The 11,731-nt window shown below is 46.9% G+C and carries 10 protein-coding genes, 1 pseudogene and 1 CRISPR repeat array; of the genes and pseudogenes, 8 read left to right on the top strand and 3 right to left on the bottom strand.

From position 1 onward, the window contains the following. Window positions 1-165 precede the first annotated feature (165 nt). A complete protein-coding gene (cas3, locus tag RIE73_RS10050) occupies window positions 166-2,541 on the top strand; it encodes a type I-D CRISPR-associated helicase Cas3' (protein ID WP_446401056.1) in 2,376 nt (791 codons plus the stop codon). A 101-nt stretch (window positions 2,542-2,642) separates the two neighbouring features. Here cas3 and RIE73_RS10045 read toward each other — a convergent pair whose 3' ends face one another. Further along, window positions 2,643-3,584, bottom strand: coding sequence for a helix-turn-helix transcriptional regulator (locus tag RIE73_RS10045; protein WP_446401055.1), 942 nt, complete (start codon window positions 3,582-3,584; stop codon window positions 2,643-2,645). Between the two features lie 153 nt (window positions 3,585-3,737). On the opposite strand from RIE73_RS10045, the gene cas6 reads away from it, so the two are divergent. From cas6 to cas2, 4 genes and pseudogenes are all read left to right on the top strand, one after another. Next, the gene (cas6, locus tag RIE73_RS10040) at window positions 3,738-4,523 is read left to right on the top strand and encodes a CRISPR-associated endoribonuclease Cas6 (RefSeq protein WP_446401054.1); all 786 of its coding nucleotides are present in this window, start codon (window positions 3,738-3,740) and stop codon (window positions 4,521-4,523) included. Between the two features lie 143 nt (window positions 4,524-4,666). After that, window positions 4,667-5,293 carry a CRISPR-associated protein Cas4 gene (cas4, locus tag RIE73_RS10035; RefSeq protein ID WP_446401053.1) on the top strand — a complete coding sequence of 209 codons (627 nt, stop codon included), beginning with the start codon at window positions 4,667-4,669 and terminating at the stop codon, window positions 5,291-5,293. A 141-nt stretch (window positions 5,294-5,434) separates the two neighbouring features. Further along, window positions 5,435-6,462, top strand: a pseudogene (cas1, locus tag RIE73_RS10030) (CRISPR-associated endonuclease Cas1). Between the two features lie 102 nt (window positions 6,463-6,564). Next, entirely contained in the window at window positions 6,565-6,849 is a 285-nt protein-coding gene (cas2, locus tag RIE73_RS10025; protein ID WP_446401058.1) for a CRISPR-associated endonuclease Cas2, read from the top strand. Window positions 6,850-7,309: 460 nt separating this feature from the next. Continuing rightward, window positions 7,310-7,649: a CRISPR direct-repeat array (repeat unit 37 nt; unit sequence GTTCCAATTAGGACAGATCTCCAAAGGAGATTGAAAC). 299 nt (window positions 7,650-7,948) lie between these two features. Here cas2 and RIE73_RS10020 read toward each other — a convergent pair. Then, window positions 7,949-8,647: a hypothetical protein gene (locus RIE73_RS10020; RefSeq protein WP_446401052.1), complete on the bottom strand. Its 699-nt coding sequence runs from the start codon at window positions 8,645-8,647 to the stop codon at window positions 7,949-7,951. A gap of 31 nt (window positions 8,648-8,678) precedes the next feature. After that, entirely contained in the window at window positions 8,679-9,356 is a 678-nt protein-coding gene (locus tag RIE73_RS10015; RefSeq protein ID WP_446401051.1) for an actin-binding WH2 domain-containing protein, read from the bottom strand. Between the two features lie 82 nt (window positions 9,357-9,438). Here RIE73_RS10015 and RIE73_RS10010 point away from each other — a divergent pair, with 82 nt between their 5' ends. From RIE73_RS10010 to RIE73_RS10000, 3 genes are all read left to right on the top strand, one after another. Further along, on the top strand, window positions 9,439-9,681 hold the full coding sequence (locus tag RIE73_RS10010) for a helix-turn-helix domain-containing protein (protein ID WP_446401050.1): 243 nt from the start codon (window positions 9,439-9,441) through the stop codon (window positions 9,679-9,681). Between the two features lie 380 nt (window positions 9,682-10,061). After that, complete coding sequence (locus RIE73_RS10005) at window positions 10,062-10,793, top strand: hypothetical protein (protein WP_446401049.1); 732 nt, start codon at window positions 10,062-10,064, stop codon at window positions 10,791-10,793. A 16-nt stretch (window positions 10,794-10,809) separates the two neighbouring features. Next, on the top strand, window positions 10,810-11,721 hold the full coding sequence (locus RIE73_RS10000; RefSeq protein WP_446401048.1) for a DUF1822 family protein: 912 nt from the start codon (window positions 10,810-10,812) through the stop codon (window positions 11,719-11,721). The last annotated feature ends 10 nt before the right edge of the window (window positions 11,722-11,731 follow it).

The following is an 11,731-nucleotide window of genomic DNA, read 5'->3' as shown; positions in this document are numbered from 1 at the left end:
TTACATCTGGGTGCAACGGAAACGATAATGGTAAAACCCGCCCCTACACAATACCTCTATTGAACCTTTCACCGACAATCTCGATACCTGAATCCGGGCGGGTTTAATTACATCTGGGTGCAACGGAAACGATAATGGTAAAACCCGCCCCTACAGAATACCTCTATGCTAGACATCAACCTCTCTCCTATCTATTACCGCACCGGATTAAACTCACCCGTTCCCTTTCCCGGCTTACCCGCCAACACCTCTGCTTACGCCCATCAACTGCAAACCTACTGCGCCGTTACCCGCACCCGAAATTACCCCCAAGTTTCAACCTGGTGTCAAACCTGTGAACTCGCCCAAACCTGTCCCGTCGCCCAACTCCAACCTCTCCCAAAACATGGCACCCTTTGTATCACCAACTCCGCCGTAACTGGAGGTGGGAAAACCCTCGCCGCCTACGCTTATGGCGTACAACATTGTTTAACTGGGGATAAAGTTCTCGGTGTTTATCCCACCAATGAATTATTACATGACCAAAAACGGGCAATTTGTCAACTCTTCCAAACCATTCATGGACGTCCGCCAACGGAAGGCATTGATGGGGAACTCTTAGTCGTTGATGGCGAATTTCTGCGTCAAGAAAAAGATGCCGGAGAACCGAACATCAAACTCATCGAATATATCCTCAAACGTGCCAAACTTGTCCTCACCAATCCCGATATCCTCTATCTCTTATGCCATCATCTCTATGCCAGTAGTCGGGAACTCACCGGACGCACGATTACCGCCTTTTCAATTTTAATGCGGGATTTTCGTACCATTGTCTTTGATGAATTCCATCTCTATAACAGCAAACAGCAAGCCGCTGTCCTCTGGCTGGTGGGATTATCCGCCCAGTTATTCTCCACCGTGGAAACCCCTCACCCCCATTCCTTTATTTTTTCCTCCGCCACGCCCCTAGATGAACCCGAATTCGCCAAAAAATTAGCAGCATTGAACGCTTTGGGCGTATCAACTGTCACGATTCAACAACCCGGTGAATCCCAAGGACGTCCCGTCATGGAAGCCGTAAAACTCCGCCTAGAATCCGCCAACTTACGAACCTGGCAAGGCGAAGAAAAAGCCATCGAATTTCTACCAGAACTGCAACCCTTACTCCACCAAAATCCCCACCATCGCTGTCTCTATGTTATGGATGCAGTGGCGGCGGCGCGGCGATTAAAACAGGAATTAACTCAGTTATTTAATCCCGATGATGTAGGCGAGGCACATGGCTTTGTCCGTCCAAAGGAAAAGCGTCAGGCATTGCGAAAACGCCATACCACGGGAACCAGTGGAATAGAAGTCGGCATTGATTTTACCGGGGACTATTTCAAAGACATATTACTCTTTGAAGCCCGCACCAGCGCCCAATTTTTACAACGGTTAGGGCGGATTGGGCGCAATGGGCGAGAGGGAGGAGCAAATATGGCGATCGCCATCATTCCCCCAGAGGTTTTAAACTGTTTACTGGAGTACCCTCAGCTTCCTCAACCCTTTGACCGCACTCACTTGCCCAGGTTAATTGAATATGGGTTTCGCTATTTTAAGCCGGAAGGATTTGTTGGCTATCTTGAACACTATGCCCCCTTAGAAGCCGAGTATACCAGTCAAATCTATCTCAAAGGCTTTGAGTATGGCAAAAATCCCGTCACCGGAAACTGGGAAGAAACCCAGGAACGACGCATCACCCGCAACCAATTGAGTGACTTGATTCAAACCCTCTATCCCGGACATAATCGTCAAACCGCCCGCCAAGGGCTGATAAAATTAGTTGCCAATGGCACAATTAGTGGAATTCTGGGGTTTCGCGATGGCGGCGGTGTGGTAGAAGCCAATATCTATCGCGCCATTGGCGGAAAACGGGAGAATGGCAAGCCCTTAGATGCAGAGTTTTCGCCCTTATTGAATCTAGAGATTCCCTATTTCGACTATCCCAAATCCCAACAAGCCCAGACCTTTCCCTTTCACCGTTACAGCTTAACCTATTTATTACGTCGCACTCGCTGCCGTTTTATCACTCAAGCCGAATTTTTGGACTATTTACAGCCCTATAACCATTATCCCGAAGCCCAAACCTATCTCAAGCAACTCGCACAAGCAAACCCAATGATTTACGCCATTGTCTGCGGAGATTTACCCAAACCCCGTCGGTGGCATTTTTATTCTAATTCCGGTCAATATCGCTGGGTTAAGCAAGGGATTAAACAAAAAAAGGACTATCCGATACTCAACAAAGTGAGACGAATTAGCGGACTCTCCATCGAACTCGAAAAAACCGAAGCCGCCCTAGACATCGAGAGTTTGAATCAAGCCCTAGAAAAACGAGACGCGATCGCGTATATTGGAAAAGGCAATGCCTTCCGCTATGCCATCGAGACCCATCTTCCCCCCTTATTTGAACTCTGTCCCTGCCGCTGGGGGGCATCTGAGGCACAGTATTATCTCGCCTTTGACTTAAACGCCTTTTTTCTCAGTAGCCTGGATAGAATTAACCCCGCTTGTATTATTTGAGGAATAGGAAGATGGGGAAGATAGGGATTAACCCCCAAAAAACCCTCTGCGCCCCTCTGCGCTTCCCCTCTGCGTTCCTCTGCGTTAAAAAAACATCACTCTCACCCCTCCACCCCACAATAAATCGCCACCATTTCTCTAGCAATCTCACCAAACTCCTTCACCAACCAACCCGGTTCAACAACTTCCACAAACGGAAGATATCCCAACAAACGCCGTTTAGCCCAAAAATAATTCGTCGTCTGGGCGTGAATCAACATAGCATCCGGATAGCGATCGCACGGATCAGGAATCGGTTCATCTTCCTGGTAAAATCGTGGCGAGTAGCCTTTCGCAATCCGCCCCCAAACCCGAAACGAAATCGGATAAGTACGAGGGGGTTTCGGGACAAACTTAAACGGCAATACCTGCACATCCCCAACAATCCGGTCAATCCGAAACGACTGTTCATAAGTTTTCCCCACCTTATACCCGGTTAAATACAATCGCCCATCCTGCCAATCCAACCCCATTGGTTCAATTTGATGGTGCAGGGGTTTTTCCCGTTCCCGCGCCTGATAATCAAACTCCACCTGTTGATGAACCCGACTGGCATATTCCAATTTACCAATAATCTCCTGATACGCGCTAAAATCCATCAACACATTAGGCGCCAGACTCACCTCCGTTCGCACTTGCAACTTCTGGCGTCCCGAATCCGTTAACAATTGAGTAATTTCCGTTAACGCCGCCGCCGAATGACTTAATCCAGAATCCGTTAACAGCTTCAAGGCAATTCGCAACGCCTCCAGCGTCCCATCCGATAGAGTAATCGGAAACGCCGGATGCGTCAAAACCCGCTGCTGTTGAATCACCTCCAGAGAAAATCCCCAATCCTTCAACCGAGACAAATCATTCTGAACCGTCACCCGGTCTGGCTGATGAGCCGTATCATAGAGTAAGCGATCGCGTAACTCTGCCATAGAATGGGGTTTTTCTGACAGATACCGCAACAGATACAGCATTCGTTCAGTTGCGGCGTAGGAACTTTGTCGCTTCGTCATAAACGCTTCATTCGTTCATTCGTTCGTTCGTTCGTAGTAGGCACTTTAGTGCCATCCCAATCCCCCTGTTTAGGCAAACCGCCAAAACTGTAGTGCAATAGACTACAGTTACTCCGCTATTCTCTCAGTATAGATTGTTTACAGCCAGCCAACATGCCTGCCAGTCTACTGATTCACTTTTTCCCCCAAAGCGAACTCTCCCGCAGCGCCGCCAGTGGTAAATGGTTACATGGATTAATATTTGAACTCTTTCATCGCCTCGACGCCGACTACGCCGAACGATTGCATCAACAAAAAGACTACAAACCCTTTACCCTATCCCCCCTCCTCACCACCGGAAAAGACAGTAAAATCAATCCGGGACAACCCTGTCGGGTGCGCTTAACCCTCTTGGATGAGGAACGGTTAGGAGAATTATTAGGCGTTCTGGTTGGCATACAACCCTTAGAATTAATCTTAGCCCATACACCCATTAGTTTAGACAAAGTAGAAGCCTCACCCAAACCCGACAATTCCTGGGTTGCTTATCAACCGTGGCAAGAATTACTCGAAATTCCCGCCCAACGATTTATTACACTCAAATGGCATTCCCCCACAGCGATTAAACAAAAACACCGCAACTCCCTCTTTCCCATACCCGAAACCCTATTTTACACCTGGCAACAGCGCTGGCAAAAGGTAGCACCGATTCCCTTACCCCAACTATTTTCCCCAGACGATTGGTTTACCCATTCTCAAATCAGTAACTATCAGTTACAAACCACAACCGTTCGCTTTGGCAGTTTCAAACAAAAAGGGTTTAAAGGGTGGGCAACCTATGAAATTACTGGTGATGAACTCATCCAGCAAACCGCCGCCATTTTAGGTCGATTTGCCTTTTATTGTGGCACAGGGTATAAAACCACAATTGGCATGGGACAAACCACGCGAGAGGAGTAAAGATGAGGGAGATGGGGAAGATGGGGAAGATAGGGAAAATGAGAGAACTTTCCTTGTCTGTGTAATCAGTGTCAATAAGATCTCACCTCCCTACCCCTATCTCTCCAATAAATCCGTGAAATCAGTGTTTTGACGAATGACAAATGACAAATACCGATGAAATTTTCGTTCCCATCGCCGCCCTAAATAACTATGACTATTGTCCCCGATGTTGTTGGTATATCCATGTCACCGGAGAATGGATAGATAATGAATATACCATCGCTGGCACCCGCCATCATCAACGAGTCGATGGAGGAGAGTTTTCCAGTGAAACAGAGGTTAAACAATGGCGGGCGATGCCCTTACATGCCCATCAATTAGGCTTAATCGGTAAAGCCGATTTAGTCGAGGAAATGAACGGGCAAATTTATCCAGTCGAGTACAAAGTAGGACCCAGTGCCAAATGGCGCAATGACCAACTCCAACTCTGCGCCCAAGCCTTGGCATTAGAAGAAATGTTAGGCGTTAAAATTCCCCAGGCGTATATGTATTATGCCGCCAGTCATCAACGAATTGCCGTGGAACTGACCCCCGAATTACGCCAGCAAACCGAACAGACAATTGCCGCTGTGCGAGAGATGTTGATCACTGGAAGTTGTCCACCCAATCCTTATAAACCTCAATGTCGAGGATGCAGTTTATCTGAGATTTGTTTACCCAAAGAAACTGAAAAAGCCAGACAGTATTGGCAAGATAAGTCGGTGGACACAACTAAAGTTAACTGTTGAGATTAGGGAACAGGGAACGGGGAACAGGGAACAGTAAGGGTTTGAGGGCAATTTACAAAAATCAATACAGTGCCATTTTCTTTTGTCCGACTACTTAGTGTTACTTGTTAAGGCTTCAGAGTCCGGTAAATCCAATAACCAATGACCAATGACGAAGGACAAATTATGTCAATTTTATTTCTAGTTGAACAAAATACCCTAGTCCGCCAAGTGGATGAACGCTTAGAAGTGTTTAAGCATAAACAACGCTTAATGGATATCCCCTTATGCAAATTAGAAGCCGTCGTGGTTTATGGTCAAGTGATTCTCACCACGCCAACTTTGCGGATATTAAATCAGCGGTCTATTCCGATCAGTTATCTATCTGAAAATGGGCGAACCATCGGCACATTGCTACCGGAACCCAATCCCAATGCCTTGTTGCGATCGCGCCAATATAAAGCTAGCTTTGATCCCGATCAAACCCTGGCGATTGCCCGTCAATTTGTCCAAGGTAAATTGTTTAATCAACATACTATTTTAGCGCGGTTTTCTCGCCAAGACAAGCGGTCAACACCCATAGAAGCGGCGTTAAAGTCTTTAAAATGTTGTCAAAAACAGGTGGGAACGGCGGATTCTTTAAATTCAATTCGCGGTTATGAAGGACAGGGGGCGGCGTCTTATTTTGGTGTCTTGGGCGAACTTTTGGCACAGACGCCGTGGGATTTTTCCAAGCGAACTCGTCAACCGCCCACTGATCCGGTCAATGCGATGTTGGGGTTTGGTTATGCTTTACTGTATGGGGATTGTCGGGCGGCGCTGCATACGGTGGGGCTTGATCCGTATCAGGGATTTCTTCATAGTGAACGCTATGGGCAGCCAATTTAGCTTTGGATTTAATGGAAGAGTTTCGCGCTATTTTTGTGGATGGGTTGGTGTTAACGCTGCTGCGAAATGACTCTTTAAAGCCAGAGTTATTCGTTGAGCATCCCGGCGGGGCGGTATTATTAGGGGATGAGATGAAGAAGCGGTTGATTAAGGCTTACGAAGAACGCAAGTTAACCAAGTTCAAGCATCCGGTGTTTGAGATGAAGGTTGATTATCGCCGAGCGTTAATTTTACAGGCGCGTTTATTGGCGAAACATCTGATGGGTGAATTGGAGGCGTATTTACCTTTAAAGATTCGGTGATTTTATCCCTAGGGAGAAATGTAGCGCCGTTTTGATTTACCGCCATTGTGTAGAGACGTTGCCGACAACGTCTCTTTCCCCTGTTCCCTATTGCTTTTAATCATGCCAGAGGAAAATTTTTACGTCATCAGTTACGACATTTCCGAGAACAAGCGCCGCACCAAAATCCATAAGTGTTTAAAGTCTTATGGCGAATGGAAACAGTTTTCGGTGTTTGAATGTCGTTTGACTTCCACCCAATATCAAAAGCTGCGTCATCGCTTAGATAAATTGATTAAACCGACAGAAGATAGTATTTTGTTTTACCGATTGGGACAATGTTGTCAGCGTCATGTGGAACGGATTGGCTGTGCCGCACCCCGTCAGGATGATGTATTTTTGGTTTAGAGTGGCGCAACGAAGGGAGGTAAGTAGGGGCGGGTTTTACGGCTATCTCTTCGGTTGCATCCAGATGTGACTAAACCCGCCCCGACGCCGTAACACCCTGTTTGTCTCGGCGATTGAAATCGCAGCTAGGCAAACAAAGTCCGCCTGCGCGGACTAAACTTTTAAGTACCTGGACAGAAATTCACTTGTTCGCCTCGATACTGGAGACGTTTTGCGAGTCACCTAGGCTCTGGAATTTAGCCGAATCATTCTAGAGGCTGAATCCCTTATCTGCTAAGGGTTTGCCGCGCTCCTCACCCAAAAAGCGTCTCGCAAAATCTGTAAGGCTTGCTGTGTAAGGCTTTGAGAGAATGTTGGATAGTTGTTTTTTAGGGGATATGCTGTATAATTGGATATCAGAGGACGTTGCCTCGCAAGTCGTTGTTAGATTGCTCTCTAGGAGCGGGTTTCGAGGATCGGCGTTCCAATTAGGACAGATCTCCAAAGGAGATTGAAACATAGTAAAACTAGCTTTTGACTTTAATATATCGATGAGTTCCAATTAGGACAGATCTCCAAAGGAGATTGAAACCATTCGACCAGGCGCGGCAGAATCACCCATCTCTTCGTTCCAATTAGGACAGATCTCCAAAGGAGATTGAAACGAGAGGACGCAACCGCGATCGCGCTCCTGGGGGCTACGCGGGTTCCAATTAGGACAGATCTCCAAAGGAGATTGAAACGGAATAAATCTCTAATTGATCTGTAATTACGAGAGCGATTGGTTCCAATTAGGACAGATCTCCAAAGGAGATTGAAACGATTGATTGTTATTTGCTTTCCTTCCCAGGGAACGGTTCCAATGACATTAGATCTCCACAGGAGAAGGCTGACTGGATACAGCGCTTTTCAAGTAAGACACAGACAGATCCCCGACTTCTTGGAGAAGTCGGGGATCTTGCGGAAGAAGACCATACCTCATCAACCAGCAAATCTGCTGTAAGAGTTTGAGTCGTCTTTAGACGACTTGAGCTTTTAGCCAAGAACTTGGATTCTTGGCGGGTGTTAGGGCTTACTTTAACTTAAAAATAATAAATTTATTTCATAATTCTCTTTAAACTCAAAAATCTCGCATTTGTTGCTCCACACTCATCGCAATTTGCAGCGCTTCATCGAGCAAATAACCATACTGATCCGTTGGCGGATCAAGTTCTCCCGTCACTAAACTGGTTAAATTATCTTCTAATGTAACCATCAACTCATCCGGTCGTGCCATTCCCCCTTGTTTGGTGCGAATAATTTCTATCTTAATCGCTTGCAGCAAACTATTTTTAGTCACCCGTAACGCCTGCAACACCTTTTCCGCTGCTAACGAATTACCCCCTTGGCGATTGGTTTCAGTCCGACTCAGTTGATTCAGCATCGCTAGGGATTTAACCACACGATTATACTTATCCACTTGCCGTAACAACTTAGCCACAGATTTCCAATCTTTTGCCTGATTCACCAGCCAAATATTCGCCAATACCAAAATCAAAACTGATCCCACCAAAAATAACAGAAATAAATTAGCAATGTCCGCCCCATCACTCGGTAAATTCCCCGATCGCTTCACCGCCAGAAACCCCACAGGCATCACAAAAATCAGAATGAGACCCAAACTAAACACCTCAATAAACAGGAGCGATCGCAGGTGTTGGGAGTTACGCCAAAATAAGCCCCGGTAAACCGTTGTGGCTAGCCCCGCCCTCAGATCTAACCCGGCATTTTGCTCTAATTCCGCTGGAGTAATCGGCAATTCAGCTACATCATTTAGCATAAACTTATCTCCCGAAGTCATGTTTTTCGGTTTAATTAAGCCCTAAAGCGTGAGTCAGCGTTTTCCAAATATGCACATAGAAATTACTCTCTAAAGGACGAAACAGGGCAAAGTCTTTTCCTGGAGTACCAAAAAAGGGTCGTAGTGACCACCCTAACTGACTACCAACAAAGCCGTAGAGAAATAACCAAGCTTGCACAACCTTCAGATTACGAGATTTCTCCGCATCTTGAGAGTGCAGCGATTTCATGCTTTGATAGAAAAACTGGACACCGATCACACCAGTTAAGGTAAAAATCGCTACATTGAGTAACTTAAAGAAATTGTAATCATTAACCGAGAGCAGGAAAAACAAGACCACAGGAACAAACGCCAAAAGCATGACACTGATCACAGACGTGGCGGCTAAGAGCAACACCAAATATTGGCGAAAGTTGCGCGTTGAACCCGTAACCACCTCAAAAATATATAAACTCGGTAGACAGACCAGCAATGTGATTAAATAAAGACCCGGTAACTTAATCGCGGAACTAATCGCCTGCAGCCAATGACTCGACGCCCCAACCACCAAGCCGTACAACGCCAGAAAGGAGGCGCTACACACTAAGAACGAAACAATTTTACGGTCGAGTCCGATTTCCTTCTCAACCTCACTCAAAAAAGCCTTGCGATCGCGTAAAAAAGACATCAAACTAGCAAAGTGATTCATCCTGTCCTCCAGGTATACCCGTCGCATCTCTACATTCCTCGACTATAACAGGAGTTTAATCGGAGGTAAGCACTACAGAAGTATGGGAAGAGCAGGACAAGCCCTCAAACAGACCCTAGAAGCCTATAAAATCAGCCAAAATAAATTGGCGGTAGCTTTAGGGATTGAGCGAAATAAAGTGTTTCGTTGGTTTCATGAAAAAATAGACCCAACAGCCGAAACCGTTGCGGATATTGTCAAAGCGCTGAACACCATCAATCCCGCCGCCGCTGAGACGTTTATTGAACTTTATCTGGGTGATTTAGTGGATAGGGAGGAGGAGTAGGACTATTTGGTCAAGTATTCCGAGAAACCGGGTTAAGAACTCGGATGACAACTCTCATACCACGATGTCCTAGCGCTTGAATCACTGTTTTAAAAATATGCATATAGAAATTACTCTCTCGGTTAAAAATAACTTGCGATCGCGTAAAAAATACATCAAACTGGAAAGGTGATTCATCCTATCCTCCAGGTATGCACGTAGAACCTCTACTCCCCTCTCGACAATCGGGCTAAAATTTTGGGGAAATCGGGGCGTAATTTTTACAAAACTTTACCAAACTGAACGAACACTCAAGTTGACCGCACCAAGGCAGAGGGCAGAAGGTTCCCAGGAATTTATCCCCCTAGCGAAGGCACAAAAGCGCACAGTATTGAACGTCCATGGCTGACCCAGCATTTTCACGCAATAATCGGGATGAGCAACTTCGCCAGCTGATTACCATCGTGCAGCAACACCCCCAACAGAGTCTGGCTTGGCGTCTGGCGATGTATCGGCTACTCCGGGAAATTCAACAGCTTCCAAGACTAGCCAAATCCAATCACCCCGACTATGGTGAAGTTTTCAATGATACACTCAAACACATCGCTGAACAAATCAGGGACTTTCAGCCTCAATCCGCTTCCATAACCGACAGCTTGACCAACTGGATCAACCTGAAACTGCGACTGCGCTACAACGTTATCGACTTACATTCCTCACCCCAACCACCACCCCTCTCTTTAGATGCGCCTCTGGGAAAAAGTCATATCACCTTGGGCGAAAAAATCGGCGATCGCACTCCCAGTACACTCGAGGAACTAGACGCCGTCCTCACCGACCAAATCAACCAGCAAAAACGGGCTACCGTGGGCATGAAACTGCAACACTATATCAATCAAGACCCAGAAGGACGACTGCGCCAGTGTCATCCCCAAGCGTTTCCCCACTGTCATTGCCAACTGCTGAGTCAACGATTGTTACTCAAGCAACCCCCTGACCGAATTGCCGAAATTGCCCGGGAATTTAACATCGATTATCACGCGCTGTACTGGCACTGGAAGCGCAAAGGGCTACCACTGCTGCAAAAAATTGCCCACAACTTTGGTTATTCGTCCGAAACTGAACCAGAATGATTGAGACAAAACGCCCATGAATCCCACTGCTGCCCATCTCAGCGTCCCCCTCACCGCCACCGCCCATCACTGGGCGCGACAATTTGCCTTAGAACAGACAACCCCAGCCAAAGCGAAACAAGTCTATGTGAATACCCTGGCGGTTTGGGCAGTACAGCAATGGTTAAACTGGCTTCAGATTCCCACAAACTGGGAACAGAGTAATAGTTGGCATCCGGGAATGCGGGCGTTAATGGATGTGGCAGATTTAGTCCTACCCCAGTTAGGGCGTCTCGAATGTCGTCCTGTCATGGCAAAAGACACTGAAATGACTGTGCCGCCAACCCCTTACTCAGACTTAATCGGCTACGTGGCTGTGCAGTTTGACCATGATCTATCGGACGTGAAACTTGTCGGCTTTATTCCGGTTAGGAACGTTGCATCAGAAAACCTACCCTTAACCGGATTGCGCCCCTTAGAAACACTCCTGGAATCTATCAGCAACTGGGAAACTCAGACGACTGCCAATCCTGTGCATCTGAGTCGCTGGCGGCAACAGGTCTTTGACTCGAGTTGGCAAACCGTCACCCAAGTTTTGGGGACATCTCCCAGCTTATCGGTACGGCAATTCTTGGTCAGACGTGCCAAACCCATGCGGCTGAAAACTGCCGTCAGCACTGAATCCGTCGCCTTAATTGTCACCCTGATACCCGCTAGTGAAACGCAACTGGGGATTCACCTGCAAGTTTGTCCCCTAGAGGCTCAAACCTCATTACCACCCAATCTGGAATTAAGAGTGCTAACCGGAACCGGAAGCCTATTTCGCCAGGTGACAGCCAAAGACGCCGACACCTTTATCCAGTTTGAGTTTACCGGGGAGTTGGGAGAGCAATTTCAAGTGGAACTGGTTTGGCAAGATGCCTATATCACAGAACGGTTTACTATCTAGTCGGGTTTGT

Origin of the sequence: Coleofasciculus sp. C1-SOL-03 (assembly GCF_040220555.1) — a bacterium.
Classification (GTDB): Bacteria; Cyanobacteriota; Cyanobacteriia; order Cyanobacteriales; family Coleofasciculaceae; genus Coleofasciculus.
This window is presented reverse-complemented; position numbering and strand designations above follow the sequence as displayed.

Bases quoted from the DNA above. Each gene is read 5' to 3' on its own strand.
- cas3 (WP_446401056.1), top strand. From the start codon at position 166: ATGCTAGACATCAACCTCTCTCCTATCTATTACCGCACCGGATTAAAC.
- cas2 (WP_446401058.1), top strand. From the start codon at position 6,565: ATGCCAGAGGAAAATTTTTACGTCATCAGTTACGACATTTCCGAGAAC.
- cas4 (WP_446401053.1), top strand. From the start codon at position 4,667: ATGACAAATACCGATGAAATTTTCGTTCCCATCGCCGCCCTAAATAAC.
- RIE73_RS10010 (WP_446401050.1), top strand. From the start codon at position 9,439: ATGGGAAGAGCAGGACAAGCCCTCAAACAGACCCTAGAAGCCTATAAA.
- RIE73_RS10020 (WP_446401052.1), bottom strand. From the start codon at position 8,647: ATGCTAAATGATGTAGCTGAATTGCCGATTACTCCAGCGGAATTAGAG.
- RIE73_RS10045 (WP_446401055.1), bottom strand. From the start codon at position 3,584: ATGACGAAGCGACAAAGTTCCTACGCCGCAACTGAACGAATGCTGTAT.
- RIE73_RS10000 (WP_446401048.1), top strand. From the start codon at position 10,810: ATGAATCCCACTGCTGCCCATCTCAGCGTCCCCCTCACCGCCACCGCC.
- RIE73_RS10005 (WP_446401049.1), top strand. From the start codon at position 10,062: ATGGCTGACCCAGCATTTTCACGCAATAATCGGGATGAGCAACTTCGC.
- cas6 (WP_446401054.1), top strand. From the start codon at position 3,738: ATGCCTGCCAGTCTACTGATTCACTTTTTCCCCCAAAGCGAACTCTCC.
- RIE73_RS10015 (WP_446401051.1), bottom strand. From the start codon at position 9,356: ATGAATCACTTTGCTAGTTTGATGTCTTTTTTACGCGATCGCAAGGCT.